Annotated in this window: 15 protein-coding genes and 1 pseudogene; 5 read left to right on the top strand and 11 right to left on the bottom strand. The window is 57.3% G+C overall.

Features of this window, described 5'->3' with window-relative positions; translation table 11 throughout:
- Positions 1-87 precede the first annotated feature (87 nt).
- Complete coding sequence (dkgA, locus tag KGA69_RS09800; protein ID WP_015369664.1) at positions 88-915, top strand: 2,5-didehydrogluconate reductase DkgA; 828 nt, start codon at positions 88-90, stop codon at positions 913-915.
- Between the two features lie 34 nt (positions 916-949).
- On the opposite strand, the gene KGA69_RS09795 is transcribed toward dkgA, so the two are convergent.
- The 7 genes and pseudogenes from KGA69_RS09795 to KGA69_RS09765 form a co-directional block, all read right to left on the bottom strand.
- On the bottom strand, positions 950-1,477 hold the full coding sequence (locus KGA69_RS09795) for a GNAT family N-acetyltransferase (protein ID WP_213293044.1): 528 nt from the start codon (positions 1,475-1,477) through the stop codon (positions 950-952).
- Positions 1,477-3,814, bottom strand: a pseudogene (locus KGA69_RS09790) (YgiQ family radical SAM protein). The gene KGA69_RS09795 and the pseudogene KGA69_RS09790 overlap by 1 nt, the downstream one beginning before the upstream one ends.
- Before the next feature lie 33 nt (positions 3,815-3,847).
- A complete protein-coding gene (ftsP, locus tag KGA69_RS09785; RefSeq protein WP_045392156.1) occupies positions 3,848-5,260 on the bottom strand; it encodes a cell division protein FtsP in 1,413 nt (470 codons plus the stop codon).
- Positions 5,261-5,343: 83 nt separating this feature from the next.
- On the bottom strand, positions 5,344-6,081 hold the full coding sequence (plsC, locus tag KGA69_RS09780) for a 1-acylglycerol-3-phosphate O-acyltransferase (RefSeq protein ID WP_045377717.1): 738 nt from the start codon (positions 6,079-6,081) through the stop codon (positions 5,344-5,346).
- 186 nt (positions 6,082-6,267) lie between these two features.
- Complete coding sequence (gene parC / locus KGA69_RS09775) at positions 6,268-8,526, bottom strand: DNA topoisomerase IV subunit A (RefSeq protein ID WP_045392162.1); 2,259 nt, start codon at positions 8,524-8,526, stop codon at positions 6,268-6,270.
- A 121-nt stretch (positions 8,527-8,647) separates the two neighbouring features.
- Positions 8,648-9,517, bottom strand: a complete 870-nt coding sequence (locus tag KGA69_RS09770; RefSeq protein ID WP_045392165.1) for an AraC family transcriptional regulator — start codon at positions 9,515-9,517, stop codon at positions 8,648-8,650.
- Positions 9,518-9,594: 77 nt separating this feature from the next.
- Positions 9,595-9,990, bottom strand: a complete 396-nt coding sequence (locus KGA69_RS09765; protein ID WP_045392168.1) for a YgiW/YdeI family stress tolerance OB fold protein — start codon at positions 9,988-9,990, stop codon at positions 9,595-9,597.
- Positions 9,991-10,140: 150 nt separating this feature from the next.
- Here KGA69_RS09765 and qseB point away from each other — a divergent pair, with 150 nt between their 5' ends.
- From qseB to KGA69_RS09745, 4 genes are all read left to right on the top strand, one after another.
- A complete protein-coding gene (qseB, locus tag KGA69_RS09760; protein ID WP_048229485.1) occupies positions 10,141-10,800 on the top strand; it encodes a quorum sensing response regulator transcription factor QseB in 660 nt (219 codons plus the stop codon).
- Positions 10,797-12,146 carry a quorum sensing histidine kinase QseC gene (gene qseC / locus KGA69_RS09755; protein WP_045392171.1) on the top strand — a complete coding sequence of 450 codons (1,350 nt, stop codon included), beginning with the start codon at positions 10,797-10,799 and terminating at the stop codon, positions 12,144-12,146. The genes qseB and qseC overlap by 4 nt, the downstream gene beginning before the upstream one ends.
- 106 nt (positions 12,147-12,252) lie before the next feature.
- Positions 12,253-12,834 carry an NAD(P)H-dependent oxidoreductase gene (locus tag KGA69_RS09750; RefSeq protein ID WP_020077910.1) on the top strand — a complete coding sequence of 194 codons (582 nt, stop codon included), beginning with the start codon at positions 12,253-12,255 and terminating at the stop codon, positions 12,832-12,834.
- Between the two features lie 81 nt (positions 12,835-12,915).
- A complete protein-coding gene (locus tag KGA69_RS09745) occupies positions 12,916-13,230 on the top strand; it encodes a putative quinol monooxygenase (RefSeq protein WP_015369654.1) in 315 nt (104 codons plus the stop codon).
- A 64-nt stretch (positions 13,231-13,294) separates the two neighbouring features.
- Here the strand turns inward: KGA69_RS09745 and parE are convergent, their stop codons facing one another.
- From parE to KGA69_RS09725, 4 genes are read right to left on the bottom strand one after another with little or no spacing between them, the layout of a single operon-like run.
- A complete protein-coding gene (gene parE / locus KGA69_RS09740; RefSeq protein ID WP_015369653.1) occupies positions 13,295-15,190 on the bottom strand; it encodes a DNA topoisomerase IV subunit B in 1,896 nt (631 codons plus the stop codon).
- Positions 15,191-15,220: 30 nt separating this feature from the next.
- Positions 15,221-15,796: an esterase YqiA gene (gene yqiA, locus KGA69_RS09735; protein ID WP_045392174.1), complete on the bottom strand. Its 576-nt coding sequence runs from the start codon at positions 15,794-15,796 to the stop codon at positions 15,221-15,223.
- Positions 15,796-16,623: a 3',5'-cyclic-AMP phosphodiesterase gene (gene cpdA, locus KGA69_RS09730; protein WP_045392177.1), complete on the bottom strand. Its 828-nt coding sequence runs from the start codon at positions 16,621-16,623 to the stop codon at positions 15,796-15,798. Before cpdA ends, yqiA begins: the two co-directional genes overlap by 1 nt.
- A 24-nt stretch (positions 16,624-16,647) precedes the next feature.
- Positions 16,648-17,070, bottom strand: coding sequence for a DUF1249 family protein (locus KGA69_RS09725; protein ID WP_045392180.1), 423 nt, complete (start codon positions 17,068-17,070; stop codon positions 16,648-16,650).
- Position 17,071 lies beyond the last annotated feature (1 nt).

The following is a 17,071-nucleotide window of genomic DNA, read 5'->3' as shown; positions in this document are numbered from 1 at the left end:
TTTACTACCGTTTTTAGCTATTTCGTCCAGACTTAATGCTACCCCTCGGCGGATTTTTCACGCTGAGTTCATTAACAGGAGGAAGGCATGACACATCCAACCGTTATTAAACTACACGACGGCAACCTGATGCCGCAGCTGGGTCTCGGCGTGTGGAAAGCAGGCAACGAGGAAGTCGTCTCCGCCATTCATAAGGCGCTGGAAGTCGGTTATCGTTCTTTTGACACCGCCGCCGCGTACCAAAATGAGGCTGGCGTCGGCAACGCGTTAAGCAGCGCGGGCGTCAATCGCGATGAGCTCTTCATCACCACCAAACTGTGGAATGACGATCAAAAACGGCCGCATGAAGCGCTAAAAGAGAGCCTCAGCAAGCTGAAACTGGACTATGTGGATCTCTATTTAATCCACTGGCCGGTGCCAGCGATAGGCCATTACGTCGAAGCCTGGCAGGCGCTGATCGAACTGCAGCAGCAGGGGCTGGCAAAAAGCATCGGGGTGTGTAATTTCCAGGTGCCGCATCTGCAAAAGCTGATCGATGAAACCGGCGTCGCTCCGGTGATCAACCAGATTGAGCTGCACCCGTTAATGCAGCAGCGCCAGCTGCACGCCTGGAACGCCACCCACAAAATCCAGACCGAATCCTGGAGCCCATTAGCGCAGGGCGGCAAGGGAGTTTTCGATCAGAAGATTATTCACCATCTGGCGGATAAATATGGCAAAACGCCGGCGCAAATCGTCATTCGCTGGCATCTCGACAGCGGACTGGTGGTGATCCCGAAATCCGTCACGCCATCGCGTATTGCGGAAAACTTTGACGTCTGGGACTTCCGTCTCGACAAAGACGAACTCAGTGAAATCGCTAAGCTGGACCAGGGGAAACGTCTCGGCCCCGACCCGGATCAGTTCGGCGGGTAATCCCCTTCACTTTTGCCTTTAGCGCCGCGCGGCGCTAAAGGCTTTCGCAAATTAAATGGATATCCTCAGGCTCCAGCGCAAACAGCTCCGGGTCGGGCTCATCAATTAATTGACATCCCTGGGAAAGATAAAAATCAACGGTACTTTTGTTAGGGATGGACGAAATATACAGGCCGGATGCGTCAAGGGCAGGAAGCTGTTGCAGCGCATAATCAAACAGACGTCGCCCCCATCCCTGACCGCGCTGCGCCGCGCCCACATAAAAGAATAACAGTTGGCGTAGATCGCCATTTTCACCCCGTGGCAAGGTATCAATCGCCGCCGCGGCAATGATTTTATCCTGTTCGAAAAAGGCGAAAAAAATACCGCCGCGATCGTAGCAGGCCTCGTGAATAGGCGTATAAATCTGGCGATCGTGAGGATCCCAACCTCGCACATCATAATATTGCGGGTACGCCTGAAGCCGGCCATTATCGAGCTTATAAAGGGTGTCGATAATTTCACTGCGATCTATCTCCCACAACATTTCCAATTGCTGTCGCGACAGGATTACCGGCGTCATTATCGTTCTCTCTCCTTATATGACAGGCTTTCCCCCGGCGATCGCAACCGCCGGGGAAGCGTCTTAGCGGGACGCTGTCTTCGGCTTAATACGCTTTTTCGCCCCCGGAGCGGCCGGCGTCTGGCGCTGATGCGCAACCGGCGTATGCTTCGTCAGCGCCGGGCGGGTATGACGGTTCTGGCGACGCGCTTCACGCATCTCGTCCAGCGTCGGCGCCGGTACCAGGCAGTCACGGCGTGAACCAATCAGATGCTTTTTACCCATCGCCTCCAGCGCCTGACGGATCAGCGGCCAGTTTGCCGGATCGTGATAGCGCAGCAGCGCTTTATGCAGACGGCGCTGTTTATCGCCCTTCGGCACCACCACGTCCTCGCTCTTATAGCCGATTTTACCCAGCGGGTTCTTGCCGGTGTAATACATGGTGGTTGAGTTCGCCAGCGGCGACGGATAGAAGTTCTGTACCTGGTCGAGACGGAAGCGATGACGCTTCAGCCACAGCGCCAGATTCACCATATCTTCATCGCGCGTCCCGGGGTGGGCGGAAATAAAGTACGGGATCAGGTACTGTTCTTTACCCGCCTGCTTCGAATAGGTATCAAACAGCTCTTTAAAGCGGTCGTAGCTGCCCATGCCCGGCTTCATCATCTTCGACAGCGGCCCCTCTTCGGTATGCTCCGGGGCGATCTTCAGGTAGCCGCCGACGTGGTGGGTCGCCAGCTCTTTGATATAGCGTGGATCCTCTACGGCGATGTCGTAACGCACACCCGATGCGATAAGGATTTTCTTGATGCCTTTCAGGTCACGGGCGCGACGGTACAGATTGATCGTCGGCTCATGGTTGGTATCCATGTGCGGGCAGATATCCGGGTAGACGCACGAGAGACGACGGCAGGTCTGCTCGGCTCGCGGCGATTTACAGCGCAGCATATACATATTGGCGGTTGGGCCGCCAAGATCGGAAATAATGCCGGTAAAGCCGGGAACCGTGTCGCGAATCGCTTCGATTTCATTAATGATCGAATCCTCAGAGCGGCTCTGGATGATGCGCCCTTCGTGTTCGGTGATCGAGCAGAAAGAACAGCCCCCGAAACAACCGCGCATGATGTTGATGGAGAAGCGAATCATCTCGTAGGCCGGGATACGCGCATCGCCATAAGAAGGATGCGGCACACGCTTGTACGGCAGCGCAAAGACGCTGTCCATCTCTTCAGTCGACAGCGGGATCGCCGGCGGGTTAACCCAGATATAACGCTCGCCGTGCTTTTGCATCAGCGCGCGGGCGCAGCCTGGGTTGGTTTCATGGTGCAGAATGCGCGACGCGTGAGCGTACAGCACTTTGTCGCCTTTGACCTTCTCAAAGGATGGCAGTAATACGTAGGTTTTTTCCCACGGTTTTGGCCGCGGCGGCTGCACGACAACGGCTTTGGCCTCGGCTTTTTTCGGCGCCACCGGTTTGTTGTCTGCGCACGGCAGGTCTTCACCGTACGGATGCGGAATCGGGTCGATTTTGCCCGGCGTATCCAGACGCGTGGAGTCAACGCCGCTCCAGCCCGGCAGCGCCTCTTTTACCATGATCGCGGTATTACGCACATCGCGAATATCGCCGATGGCCTCGCCCATCGCCAGACGATGCGCCACTTCAACCAGCGGGCGCTCGCCGTTGCCGAACATCAGCATATCGGCTTTCGAATCCACCAGCACCGAGCGGCGCACGGTATCGGACCAATAATCGTAGTGCGCGGTCCGGCGCAGGCTGGCCTCAATACCGCCGAGGATCACCGGCACGTCTTTCCATGCCTCTTTACAGCGCTGGGTATAAACCAGCGTCGCGCGGTCCGGGCGCTTACCCGCGACGTTGCCGGCGGTATAGGCGTCGTCATGGCGCAGCTTACGGTCGGCGGTATAGCGGTTGATCATTGAGTCCATATTGCCCGCGGTCACGCCGAAGAACAGATTCGGCTTACCCAGGCGCATGAAGTCTTCTTTGCTGTTCCAGTCCGGCTGGGAGATGATCCCTACGCGGAAGCCCTGCGCTTCCAGCATACGGCCGCAGATAGCCATGCCGAAGCTTGGATGGTCGACGTAGGCGTCGCCGGTCACCAGAATAATGTCGCAGCTATCCCAGCCAAGTTGATCCATCTCTTCACGCGACATTGGTAAAAATGGCGCAGGGCCAAAACAGGCAGCCCAGTATTGCGGCCAGGAAAATAGGTCACGATCCGGCTGGATCAGGGATATTGCGCTCATATTGCTTCCGGGGAAAATGATAAAAAAATAACCAAAAGGGCGTGGATTATAAGCCGGAATGATAGTGGAAATGAAGGAGGATTTTCTCAAACCCTGACCGTATTGCGGCCAGGGTTGCGGATATTATGGCGCCGGATTCACCAGAATCTGGCCAATCGAGCCGCGGTCGGCGAGCTCCAGCGTCTGGCTCAGGTACTGGAACGGGAAGTGCGGCCAGGAAGGCTGATTGTAATACACCAGCAGTTCTACCTGCCCGTCGATCCATACGGTATCTTTCCAGCCTCGGTCTTCCGGGAACGGCATCGTTCCATTAACGTTACGGATCTGGAACATCACGCCTTCAATATGGAACGACTGCGGGCGGTCGGCGCGCACGGTCCAGCGCTCCCACGTTCCCTGCTGGGCGGTGATATCAATACGCTGCGGATCCCACAGTTGGCCATTGATGCCGGGGTCGTCGCCGAGTGTAATATCGCGGCTGCGCAGCGGCGTGCCGGAGAGCAGCTCGGTCGGCAGCAGCCGCACCGGCAGGCTATCGGTAACCAGCGGCAGCAGGCCGGTCGGACGCAGCGTCAGCACCAGCGTGGAGATCAAAATGCTCGACGGCTCGAAGAAACCGCGGATACGGTCGACGATGCTCGCCGCTTCGCCGCAGGTAATCGACACTTCATCGCCGTTGGTCATATCCACCAGAATTTCTCGCCGCTCGCCGGGGGCCAGCGACAATTGCTTAAGTGAGACCGGCGCCGGCAGGAAGCCCTGATCGCCTGAGATAACGTGCAGCAGACGACCATCGCTCATCTGCAACTGATAGCGGCGCGAGTTAGACGCATTCAGCAAACGCAGTCGTACCCAGCCGCGAGAGACTTCGACATACGGCCCCTGCGCGCCGTTGACCAACAGGGTATCGCCAACGAAGCCGCCGCTGCCCGGTTCGCTATATTCCGGGGTACCGAAGTTATCCAGCCGCTTATCCTGAATAATCACCGGGAAGTCATCAACGCCGTAGTGGTTTGGGATCGGCAGGTTTTTGCTGACCTCGTCTTCCACCAGCCACATTCCCGCCAGACCGTTGTAAACCTGTTTCGCCATCCGGTTCGGGGTATTCGCCTGATACCACAGCGTGGCCGCGCCCTGGCGGATCGGCAGCACCGGCGCCCAATCCGCATTCGGCGACATCATGCGCGCCGCGCCGCCAATCAGCGGCCCCGGCACCTGCAGGCCGCGAATCGTCATGGCGACGTTTTCGGTCAGGCGGTTACTGTAGATAAGTTTGACGTCATCGCCATTCCAGACGCGAATGGTCGGCCCCAGGTAGCGGCCATTGATGCCCCATACCGGCGCGCGCGTGCCCTGGGTGAATGACCAGTGGGAACGTTGCAGGGTCAGAAACAGCGGCTGACCGCGACGGGATTCCAGCAGAGGCGGTATGGGGAGCGCCGGCTGCTGGCCGGCGGCATGAGCCTTCAGCGGCGCGGCGCCCGCGCACAGCGCTACACCTGAAGCCTTAATAAACTGACGCCGACTGAGTGACATATTAACTCCATGAAATACTGACAATGCAAAAAGGGAATTCGTTTCCCGCCAGCAATACGCTCGCGTTCGCGGCGTTTCCTGTATTATTTCTTTCCAGCCGCTTCGCGCTCGGCCACTTCTTTATCCAGCTCGGCGATTTTAGCGGACATCAGCTCGCGGCAGTGTGTCGCCAGCGCGCGCACGTTATCTTTACCAAACTGGCTGGTATCGACCGGCGGCAGCATCTCGACAATCACCAGACCGTTGTTCCAGCGATTGAGTTTAATTTTGTTCGATGTATTCGACACGCATACTGGAATAATCGGCACGCCAGCGGCGATAGCCGCGTGGAACGCGCCGGTTTTAAAGGGCAGCAGACCACGGCCGCGGCTGCGGGTTCCTTCCGGGAACATCCAGAACGAAATTTTACGCTTTTTAAACGCATTCACCACTTCAGCAATAGTGCCGTGCGCTTTGGTTCGGTTATTGCGATCAATCAGCAGGTTGCCCGTCAGCCAGTAAAGCTGGCCAAAGAACGGGATCCACAACAGGCTTTTTTTACCCACGGTAACCGTCGGCGGCTGCACGATGTTCGACGCTGTCACCATATCATAGTTGTTCTGGTGGTTAGCGATGTAGATCGCATTGCCGTAGCTTTCCGCGTCCGCAGGCTTACGCAGCTCGACTTTCAGGCCGAATACCGGGGACAGTCGGCCAAACAGATGACCAAACGTCGCGACGTGCTTAGGGTTGCGCGGGCTGAACAAGCAGTAAAGACTGCCAAATATGCACACCACGATGCAATAAATGACAACAAAAATTAGTCGAAAAATAAATAACATAGCTTCCTCTGAAACCCAAACCGCTTAGCGTTATCCCTGTAGAATAACAGGTTCAGGACACCGCAGCCCTCTCAACGCGGGGCGGAAAATCTCCGCCCCTGGAGGACATGTTAATCGCAATGCCTGAATAAACAACGATTTTGCGGCAAATTTTCGCATCCTCCAGCCAGGTGAAGGATGCGGGTCTTACTCTTCGCTGTCGCCAGCCGAGGCGCGGCGCGGGGAGTCGATCTCCACGCGGTCGATTTTTTGCAGGCCGCGCATCAGCGAACCGCGACGACCGCGCTCGCCGGTGACTTTTTGCAGCTCTTCCGGACGCAGTTTGATCTTACGCTTGCCGACGTGGATAGTCAGCGTGCTCTGCGGCGGCAGGACAAACAGATGCGCCAGCCCATCCTGGCCGGAGGCGGCTTCCGCCGACGGAATGTTGATAATCTTGTTGCCTTTGCCTTTCGACAGCTGCGGCAGGTCGCTCACCGGGAACATCAGCATGCGCCCGGCGTTGGTGATCGCCAACAGCATATCGGCATCGTCTTCAATGACCAGCGGCGGCATGACATGCGCGTTCTCCGGCAGCGTAATCAGCGCTTTACCGGCGCGGTTGCGCGCCACCAGGTCGTTGAAGGTACAGACGAAACCGTAGCCGGCATCGGAAGCCATCAGCAGCTTCTGATCGTCTGCCTCCATCAGCATATGTTCTACGCTCGCGCCCGGCGGCAGCGTCACTTTACCGGTGACCGGTTCGCCCTGGCCGCGGGCGGAAGGCAGCGTAATCGGGTCAATGGCATAGCTGCGCCCGGTGGTATCAATGAATACCACCGGCTGGTTGCTCTTGCCTTTCACCGACGCTTTCCAGCCATCGCCGGCTTTGTAGCTCAGCCCCTGCGCATCGATATCGTGACCTTTGGCGCTACGCACCCAGCCCATCTGCGACAGAACGATAGTGACCGGCTCGGACGGCAGCATATCGTGCTCGCTCATCGCCTTCGCTTCTTCGCGCTCGCGCAGCGGCGAACGGCGATCGTCGCCGAAGGTATCGGCATCGGCCTGCAGCTCTTTCTTCAGCAGGTTATTCATCTTGCGCTCAGACGCCAGAATCGCCTGCAGCTGATCGCGCTCTTTTTCCAGCTCGCTCTGCTCGCCGCGGATCTTCATCTCTTCCAGCCTGGCGAGATGACGCAGTTTTAATTCCAGAATCGCTTCCGCCTGGGTTTCGCTGATGCCGAAGCGGGCAATCAGCGCCGGCTTCGGTTCATCTTCGTGGCGGATTATCTCAATCACTTCATCAATGTTGAGGAAAGCGACCAGCAAACCTTCGAGGATGTGCAGGCGCTTGAGGACTTTTTCCAGACGGTAGTTCAGGCGGTTACGCACGGTATCACGACGGAAGGTCAACCACTCCGTCAGGATTTCAAGCAGGTTTTTCACCGCCGGACGGTTGTCCAGGCCGATCATGTTGAGGTTGATGCGGTAGCTCTTTTCCAGATCGGTGGTGGCGAACAGGTGGTTCATCACCTGCTCCATATCCACGCGGTTGGAACGCGGCACGATCACCAGACGGGTCGGGTTTTCATGATCCGACTCATCACGCAGGTCATCAACCATCGGCAGCTTTTTGTTACGCATCTGCGCGGCGATCTGCTCCAGCACGCGCGCGCCGGACACCTGATGCGGCAGCGCGCTAATCACCACCGCGCCGTCTTCTTTCGCCCACACGGCGCGCATGCGCACCGAACCGCGGCCGTTCTGGTAGATTTTGCGAATTTCCGCGCGCGGGGTAATGATTTCCGCTTCGGTCGGGTAGTCCGGCCCCTGCACGATATCCAGTAGCTCATCGAGGGTGGTTTTCGGTTTTTCCAGCAGCGTAATCGCCGCCTGCGCCACTTCACGCAGGTTGTGCGGCGGGATATCGGTGGCCATACCAACGGCGATGCCGGTGGTGCCGTTCAGCAGAATGTTCGGCAGACGCGCAGGCAGCATTTTCGGCTCCTGCAGCGTACCGTCAAAGTTCGGTACCCAATCGACGGTGCCCTGGCCGAGCTCACTGAGCAGCAGCTCGGCGTATTTCGACAGACGGGATTCGGTGTAACGCATCGCCGCGAAGGATTTCGGATCGTCCGGCGCCCCCCAGTTCCCCTGCCCGTCCACCAGCGGATAGCGGTAAGAGAAAGGTTGCGCCATCAGCACCATCGCTTCATAGCAGGCGCTGTCGCCGTGCGGGTGATATTTACCCAGTACGTCGCCGACGGTGCGGGCGGATTTTTTGAACTTGGCACTGGCGTTCAGGCCCAGCTCGGACATTGCATAGACAATGCGGCGCTGAACCGGCTTTAAGCCATCGCCAATAAACGGCAATGCCCTGTCCATGATGACGTACATGGAGTAGTTCAGGTAGGCATTTTCCGTGAATTCATGTAGCGCGAGGCGCTCTGCCATATCGCTCATTAATCGTGGATCCTCAATCTGGGACGCGGCCATTGCGGCGGCAAAACTACCCGCGATAATACCCGATCTCACGCCCTGAGTCACAGGAAGTGAGATCGGTTAAAGAGGATGAGGATATCAATCAGGCTAACGGTAAATAAATATCGGTGCGGAGTTCATGCTCGCCAACTTCATGCACAAAATTGAGGTAGCGGAAGTACACCGGAAAATCCCTTAGCGTCTCCCCGGAGGCGGGCAGCCAGTCGCGATAGAGAAACCAGACGCTTTGCGCCAGCGTGTCCAGCGAACCGTGATGGCGGGCCACTGCGCAACGGCCTGCCGGGATCTCGCCGTTAATCACGCCAAACGCGTTTTCGCGAATCGGTTGCTCAACGGTGCCGCAGATATCAAAACGAAACGCGTCGCCTGGCGTTGTTTGCGGATCGTCCCAGGCAATGCCCCAGGTTTCGCTGGTGGCGACTGGCGACAGCCCGCTCGTTTTGCGCCATGCGATAAAACGCGCGGCGGTGGCGTTGACCAGGTCCGGGCTCCCGCGATGTTGCAATACAGCGATCCTTGTGGCTGGAAATTGAATAATGTTGACGTCCATCGAAGTTTGCTCCTGTAGCGTATGTTTCGGTACGCGCCGATGCCACTCGCCCCAATCCGGTCGCTGACGGAACTGAGTCGGGCTTTGATCAAACGCGGTACGGAAGGCGCGACTGAACGACTCCGAATTTTGAAATCCGGCATCAAGGGCAATATCGATGATTTTATCCTGCGGGTTGAAAGCCAGGCGCCAACAGGCGCGCCGCAGGCGTAACCACTGAATATACCGGTACAGCGGAACGCCGGTATACGCGCTAAATTGCCGGTGAAAATGGTAAGGCGAGCTATACGCAATCGCGCTCAGCGCCTCCAGCGTTAGCGGCTCATCAAGATGGTTCTCAATGTACAAACAGACTCGCTGAAAACGCCCGACGTACGCCGGGCTGGCCTTAATATCGTTCATCGTCTCCTCCACGCGACACACTCTGCCAGAGCGAGGATAGCGATTCCTGACCGATCTTGCGCATTCTGGCGCGGGCGTTATGGCGTGATTTTACGGATCTGCTTCACGTCGATCTCGACCGAGTTCCAGTCTTTATCGACTTCACCCTGAATTTCTACCGTATCCTGCGGGCCGACGGTGACGCCGTTCCAGCGCTTGTGGTCGATATCGACGTTCACCACGCCGGAGGCATCCTGGAATTTATACAGGTCATCAGAGATGCGCTCGACGATTTTACCGCGCAGGGTCACCCAGGTGTCATCACGCAGCGACTTGGCGTTCGCCACGGTGGTCACCGCGCCGCTCGGCCCGGTGAAGCCGCCGGCCTGCGTGGTGGTGGTAGTCGACGGCCCGGTGAAGCCACCCTGCCCGGCGGCCAGTACCGGCATGGAAACCAAAGCAATAATCGCGGTCATCGCAGCAATTTTTTTCATCTTATATTCTCCCTTTTGTGTTGGTATGGCTCCTATTACGCCTGACAAAACTTAACGACTTCTTAAGCGGAAAAAAGAAATTTTAATGCTGTACATCCCCTGCTTCAACGCGGTTTACTGCGCAAAGAATCGGGATCGGCGGAGGGAAACATGCGCATATTATTGGTAGAAGATGACAAACTGATCGGCGACGGCATCAAAGCCGGGCTGAGCAAAATGGGCTTCAGCATCGACTGGTTTACCGCAGGCCAGGAGGGTAAAAATGCCTTATATAGCGCCCCTTACGACGCCGCGATACTTGACCTTACCCTCCCCGGCATTGACGGCCTCGATATTCTGCGCGAATGGCGCGATAAAGGCCGTAATGAACCCGTGCTGATCCTCACCGCCCGCGACGCGCTGAGCCAGCGGGTTGAAGGGCTACAGCTCGGCGCCGATGACTATCTGTGTAAACCCTTCGCCCTGATTGAGGTGGCGGCGCGTCTCGAAGCGCTGATCCGCCGCGCTCACGGCCAGAGCAGCAGCGAGCTACACCACGGCAAGGTGAGCCTCGATCCAAACCGCTTAACCGCCAGCCTCGACGGCGAAAGCCTGGCGCTGAAGCCGAAGGAGTTCGCCCTGCTGGAACTGCTTATGCGCAACGCCGGGCGCGTATTGCCGCGTAAGCTTATCGAGGAAAAGCTCTATAACTGGGACGACGAGGTCTCCAGCAACGCCGTGGAAGTACACGTTCATCATCTGCGCCGCAAACTCGGCAGCGGTTTTATCCGCACCGTGCACGGCATCGGCTATACCCTGGGTGACGCATGAAACGACTCGCCCGTTTAAGCCTGCGCCTGCGACTGACGCTGCTGTTTGTCCTGCTGACCAGCGCCGCCTGGGGGATCGCCTGCGTGATCGCCTGGCAGCAGACCAGCGAAAAGCTGGATAAGCTGTTTGATACCCAACAACTGCTCTTCGCCCGCCGCCTGAGCGCGATGAATGTCGATGAGCTACAGGCGCGACCGACGCAAATCCGCGAAAAGAAAAAAGTAAAACACGGCCATCTTGATGATGACGCGCTGGCCTTCGCTATCTTCACCCGCGACGGGAAAATGGTGCTCAACGATGGTGAAAACGGCGAAGATATTCAATGGGGATCGCAACGCGAAGGCTTCAGTGACGGCTATCTGCGCGGCGATGACGACGAATGGCGCTTCTTGTGGTTGACCACCGCCGATGGCCGACATCGTATCGCCGTCGGTCAGGAGTGGGATTATCGCCGGGAGATGGCGGTGGATATCGTCACCTCGCAGCTCACGCCGTGGCTGGTCGCGCTGCCGCTGATGTTCCTGTTACTCATTGTGCTATTAAGCCGCGAGCTGGCGCCGTTGAAGAAACTGGCTCGAACCCTGCGCCAGCGCGCGCCGGACTCGGCGGAACGTCTGTCGGACGACAAAATCCCTTCGGAAGTTCGCCCGCTGGTCGATGCCCTGAATCAGCTATTCAGCCGTACCCACGAAACCATGCTGCGCGAGCGCCGTTTTACCTCTGATGCCGCCCACGAGTTGCGCAGTCCGCTGGCGGCGCTGAAGGTGCAAACCGAAGTCGCCCAGCTTTCGATGGACGATCCCGAAGGCCGGGATAAAGCGTTGGCGCAATTACATCAGGGCATCGACCGCGCCACTCGGCTGGTCGATCAATTACTTACGCTGTCGCGTCTGGATTCCCTTGCCCAACTGGATGACGTGCAGCCGGTCGCCATCGACGACCTGCTGCAGTCGGCGGTGATGGAGATGTATCACCACGCCCAGCAGTCCGCCATTGAGCTACGCCTGCATCTGAATGCCAGCAATATCGTCCGTACCGGCCAGCCGCTGCTGCTCAGCCTGCTGGTACGCAATCTGCTGGATAATGCCGTGCGCTATAGCCCGCGCGGTAGCCGGGTGGATATCACGCTTTCCGCCCGCGAGTTCCGGGTTCGCGACAATGGTCCAGGCATTAGTCCGCAAGCCCTGGCGCGCATTGGCGAGCGTTTTTATCGCCCGCCGGGCCAGGACGCCCCCGGCAGCGGATTAGGCTTATCGATCGTTCGCCGCATCGCCTCGCTGCACGGTATGCGGGTTGATTTTGCTAACGCGCCGGACGGCGGCTTCGAGGCACGCGTTTACTGGTAGCCTCATTATTGCCAAAAATGCAAAAGACTTTGCACATTTTGCTCATTTTACTGCCCCGCTTCGCGGGGTAAAATTGCCGACAAATTTAATAGGTTGAGGGCAAAAAATGAGCAACATCCTGATTATCAACGGGGCGAAAAAATTCGCTCACTCTAATGGCCAATTAAACGACACCCTGACCGAGGTCGCGGATGGTTATCTGCGCGACGTCGGGCATGATGTTAAAATCGTCCGCGCGGAAAGCGAGTACGATGTAAAAGAAGAAGTGCAGAATTTCCTGTGGGCCGATGTGGTTATCTGGCAGATGCCGGGCTGGTGGATGGGCGCGCCGTGGACCGTGAAAAAGTACATGGATGATGTCTTCACCGAAGGCCATGGTTCTCTGTACGCCAGCGATGGCCGTACCCGCTCCGATGACAGCAAAAAATATGGCTCCGGCGGGTTGATTCAGGGCAAACAGTATATGCTGTCGTTGACCTGGAACGCGCCGATGGAAGCTTTCACCGATAAAGATCAGTTCTTCCACGGCGTCGGCGTTGATGGCGTTTACCTGCCGTTCCACAAAGCCAATCAGTTCCTTGGCATGAGCGCGATGCCGACCTTTATCGCCAACGACGTGATTAAAATGCCTGACGTTCCACACGTCATCGCAGAATATCGCAAGCATCTGGCCGAGATTTTTGGTTAACTAGATGTCTACACTCGCTGTTATTCAAGTCACTAACCTTGAAGTATGGCGAGTTTACACACAGAAGGAGTTGAGTTAACCATGTTAACAGTGATTGCCGAAATTCGTACCCGTCCGGGCCAGCACCACCGTCAGGCGGTACTGGATCAGTTCGCTAAAATTGTCCCTGTGGTACTGCAGGAAGAGGGTTGCCACGGCTACGCGCCGCTGGTTGACCACGCCGCCGGCGTGAGTTTCCAGACCTCCGCCCCGGATTCGATCGTCATGGTCGAGCAGTGGGAAAGCGTCGCGCATCTCGAAGCGCATCTGCAAACGCCGCACATGAAGGCTTACGCCGAAGCGGTAAAAGGCGACGTGCTGGAAACCAGCATCCGCATTTTGCAGGCTGGCGTATAAGCCCGGCAAAAGCAAAAAAGGGAGCCTGGGGCTCCCTTTTTCGTATCTGGCGGCTGACGTCGGCTCAGGCTTCGAGATCCGCCATATCGCCTTTTTCCTGCAGCCAGTTGCGGCGGTCTTCCGAACGCTTCTTGGCCAACAGCATATCCATCACCGCGGTCGTTTGCTGCTCGTCTTCATCGGTGATGATGAGCTGCACCAGGCGGCGGGTATTCGGGTCGAGCGTGGTTTCACGTAGCTGCATCGGGTTCATCTCGCCCAGCCCTTTAAAGCGCTGTACGTTCGGCTTGCCTTTCTTACGCTTCAACTGCTCCAGCACGCCGGCTTTTTCTTCTTCCGTCAGCGCGTAGTAAACCTCTTTACCCAGGTCGATACGATACAGCGGCGGCAGCGCGACGTACACGTGCCCCTCTTTCACCAGGGTACGGAAATGCTTCACGAACAGCGCGCACAGCAGGGTAGCGATGTGCAGACCATCCGAGTCGGCATCGGCGAGAATACAGATTTTACCGTAACGCAGCTGGCTTAAATCATCGCTATCCGGGTCGATACCAATCGCCACCGAAATGTCGTGCACCTCTTGCGAAGCGAGAACTTCATCGGAAGAGACTTCCCAGGTATTCAGGATCTTGCCTTTAAGCGGCATGATCGCCTGATATTCACGGTCGCGCGCCTGTTTCGCCGAACCGCCCGCCGAGTCCCCTTCGACGAGGAACAGTTCGGTGCGGTTCAGGTCCTGCGCGGTGCAGTCCGCCAGCTTACCCGGCAGCGCCGGGCCGCTGGTGAGCTTTTTGCGCACAACTTTCTTGGCGGCGCGCAGGCGGCGCTGGGCGCTGGAAATGGCCATTTCCGCCAGCAGCTCCGCCGCCTGTACGTTCTGATTCAGCCACAGGCTGAAGGCGTCTTTAACCACCCCGGAGACGAATGCCGCGCACTGACGCGACGACAGACGTTCTTTCGTCTGCCCGGCGAACTGCGGATCCTGCATCTTCACCGACAGTACGTACGCGCAGCGATCCCAGATATCTTCCGCCGACAGCTTCACGCCGCGCGGCAGGATATTGCGGTATTCGCAGAACTCGCGCATCGCGTCGAGCAGACCCTGACGCAGACCGTTAACGTGGGTACCGCCCTGCATGGTCGGGATCAGGTTGACGTAGCTTTCAGTCAGCAGTTCGCCGCCTTCCGGCAGCCACAGCAGCGCCCAATCCACCGCTTCCGTTTCGCCGGAGAAGTTACCGACAAACGGTTTTTCCGGCAGCAGCGGCAGGCCGTTGACCGCCTCGCACAGATAATCATTAAGGCCGTCCGCATAACACCAGCGCTGTTCGCTGTTGTTCACCTGGTCGCGGAAAACAATTTCCACGCCCGGGCACAGCACCGCTTTCGCTTTTAGCAGGTGAGTTAGCCGCGAGACGGAGAAACGCGGGCTATCGAAGAAGCTTTCATCCGGCCAGAAATGGACGCTGGTCCCGGTGTTGCGTTTACCGCAGGTGCCGGTGACGCGCAGGTCTTCAACTTTTTCCCCGTTCTCAAAGGCGATGCTGTAGACCTGGCCATCGCGGCGCACGTTGACTTCCACGCGTTTAGACAAGGCGTTGACGACCGAGATCCCTACCCCATGGAGGCCGCCGGAGAACTGGTAGTTTTTGTTAGAAAACTTCCCGCCCGCGTGCAGCCGACAAAGGATCAGCTCAACCGCCGGAACCCCTTCTTCCGGGTGGATATCAACCGGCATCCCGCGTCCGTCGTCAATGACTTCCAACGATTGATCGGCATGAAGGATGACCTCCACGCGTTTGGCGTGACCGGCCAGTGCTTCATCCACACTGTTATCAATAACTTCCTGACCAAGATGGTTAGGACGGGTTGTGTCGGTGTACATTCCCGGGCGGCGGCGAACCGGCTCAAGCCCGGTGAGTACCTCAATGGCATCAGCGTTATATGAAGATTGCGTCATGGTGTGTATTCGTAGGTCGTTCTGAACCGCTTAGCGCAGGCCCAGAAAATCGATAATCTGGGTGAAATGATCTTCAAAGCCAACAAATGCGTGATTACCGCCCTCCTCGACCGTTTGACGGCAGGAGGCGAAGTAGTCAACAGCCTGGCGGTAATCAAGCACTTCATCGCCCGTTTGCTGCAATAACCAGATGAGGTCAGGCGCTTCCAGCGGGTCGATATGCATGACTTTAAGATCGTAAATATGGCGAGACTCTAGCACATATTGCTGCCCGGTGTACGGATTCTCATTGGGGCCAAGAAAATTGTTCAGCAGTTCAAATGGCCGCACCGCCGGGTTAACCACCACCGCCGGCAGCATAAAACATTGCGACAGCCAGGTGGCGTAGTAGCCGCCCAGCGACGACCCAACCACGCCTAACGGCTCGCCGCCGTGCTCCAGCACGATAGCTTCCAGCATCTCTGCCGCCTGCGCCGGGAAAGCAGGCAGTTCCGGCACCACCATGTTAATTTCCGGGTGGTGCTGCGCCAGCCACGTTTTCAGCGCCGTCGCTTTTGCCGAGCGCGGCGAGCTGTTAAATCCGTGCAGATAAAGAAGAGTAGACATCAGTATCCTTCTGAAGCGATATCCGGGTGAAACTCGGCGCCGCTGAGACGACAGACTTCAGTCGTCAACGCGCCATCGGGATGCAGCTCCAGCCAGCGCCAGCCTGGAGAGACGGTATCGAGGGTGAAATTAGCGCAGTGCGGTTTAAACTGCACGCAGGTCGATGGCGTCGCCATCATCCGCCGCCCGTTCCAGTCGAGATCCAGCTCCTGGTGAATATGGCCGCATAGCAGGTGCTTAACCCGCGGATAGTTGCTCAGGATTTGGTCTAACGCCCCGGCGTTGCGCAGGCTATGCTGATCGAGCCAGCTGCAACCCGCCGGCAGCGGATGATGATGGAGTAACAGCAGCGTGTAGCGCTCAGGTTCAGCATTCAATTGATGCTCAAGCCACTCCAGTTGGAAATCGCTCAGCTCGCCGTGGGGCACCCCGAAGACCTGGCTGTCGAGCAGCAGGATTTGCCAATGGTCGCCCAACAGGACGCGTTTGGCGGGGGAGATGCCGGCATCGTGCAGCGTGCTGTACATCGCCGGTTGGAAATCATGGTTTCCCGGCAGCCAGACGCAGGGTGCGGCAAAGCTCGCGATGCCTTCAGCGAAATGCTGATAGGCCGCGGCGGAGTGGTCTTGCGCCAGATCGCCTGTTGCTACAATCAGGTCGCATTCACGCTGTGAGGCATGTATCGCATCCAATACAGCCTGATAACTTTCCCAGGTATTGATACCCAACAGCGTTTCATGTTTTTCAGCAAACAGGTGAGTATCAGTAATTTGTAATATCCTGACTCTGGCCTCACCAGCCAGAGGTAGGTTTAACAGGCTTTCCAAATGGTGTCCTTAGGTTTCACGACGCTAACAAACCGGAATCGCCATCGCTCCATGTGCTAAACAGTAACGCAGCCAGTCGGCCAGAAACTGATTAATTTGATGCTTTTCGTCGCGTTGATGCAACTTTTTATTAGGATAATCATATCTCGCTTTGAAGCGAAAAATCTGCTGACTTGAACACACTTCAGCCACCATCGCATCGTGGTACAGGCGCACCGTCATTGACGGCAGGCTCCAGTAGCTTACCGCAGGCTGGGTCTGTTCTATTGTCACCAATGTAGTGTAGCGGGTCGATTCGACCACCGTTAATCGGTATTGCGCCGCACCCACCTGATAGTTCGCCATATCGCCGACCGCCTCAGTGCGAGGCAACAGGCGGCGCAGCTGGGCGAAATTGGTTTCGCACAGGCGCATCATTTCCGGGAAGTCAGGTGTATAACGCTTCATA

Origin of the sequence: Klebsiella sp. A52 (assembly GCF_018388785.1) — a bacterium.
Taxonomy (GTDB): domain Bacteria; phylum Pseudomonadota; class Gammaproteobacteria; order Enterobacterales; family Enterobacteriaceae; genus Klebsiella; species Klebsiella aerogenes.
Note: the sequence above shows the minus strand (reverse complement) of the source record. Positions and strands in the feature narration are given on the sequence as shown.

Coding starts and splice junctions, on each gene's coding strand:
- dkgA (WP_015369664.1), top strand. CDS start 88: ATGACACATCCAACCGTTATTAAACTACACGACGGCAACCTGATGCCG.
- KGA69_RS09795 (WP_213293044.1), bottom strand. CDS start 1,477: ATGACGCCGGTAATCCTGTCGCGACAGCAATTGGAAATGTTGTGGGAG.
- ftsP (WP_045392156.1), bottom strand. CDS start 5,260: ATGTCACTCAGTCGGCGTCAGTTTATTAAGGCTTCAGGTGTAGCGCTG.
- plsC (WP_045377717.1), bottom strand. CDS start 6,081: ATGTTATTTATTTTTCGACTAATTTTTGTTGTCATTTATTGCATCGTG.
- parC (WP_045392162.1), bottom strand. CDS start 8,526: ATGAGCGATATGGCAGAGCGCCTCGCGCTACATGAATTCACGGAAAAT.
- KGA69_RS09770 (WP_045392165.1), bottom strand. CDS start 9,517: ATGAACGATATTAAGGCCAGCCCGGCGTACGTCGGGCGTTTTCAGCGA.
- KGA69_RS09765 (WP_045392168.1), bottom strand. CDS start 9,990: ATGAAAAAAATTGCTGCGATGACCGCGATTATTGCTTTGGTTTCCATG.
- qseB (WP_048229485.1), top strand. CDS start 10,141: ATGCGCATATTATTGGTAGAAGATGACAAACTGATCGGCGACGGCATC.
- qseC (WP_045392171.1), top strand. CDS start 10,797: ATGAAACGACTCGCCCGTTTAAGCCTGCGCCTGCGACTGACGCTGCTG.
- KGA69_RS09750 (WP_020077910.1), top strand. CDS start 12,253: ATGAGCAACATCCTGATTATCAACGGGGCGAAAAAATTCGCTCACTCT.
- KGA69_RS09745 (WP_015369654.1), top strand. CDS start 12,916: ATGTTAACAGTGATTGCCGAAATTCGTACCCGTCCGGGCCAGCACCAC.
- parE (WP_015369653.1), bottom strand. CDS start 15,190: ATGACGCAATCTTCATATAACGCTGATGCCATTGAGGTACTCACCGGG.
- yqiA (WP_045392174.1), bottom strand. CDS start 15,796: ATGTCTACTCTTCTTTATCTGCACGGATTTAACAGCTCGCCGCGCTCG.
- KGA69_RS09725 (WP_045392180.1), bottom strand. CDS start 17,070: ATGAAGCGTTATACACCTGACTTCCCGGAAATGATGCGCCTGTGCGAA.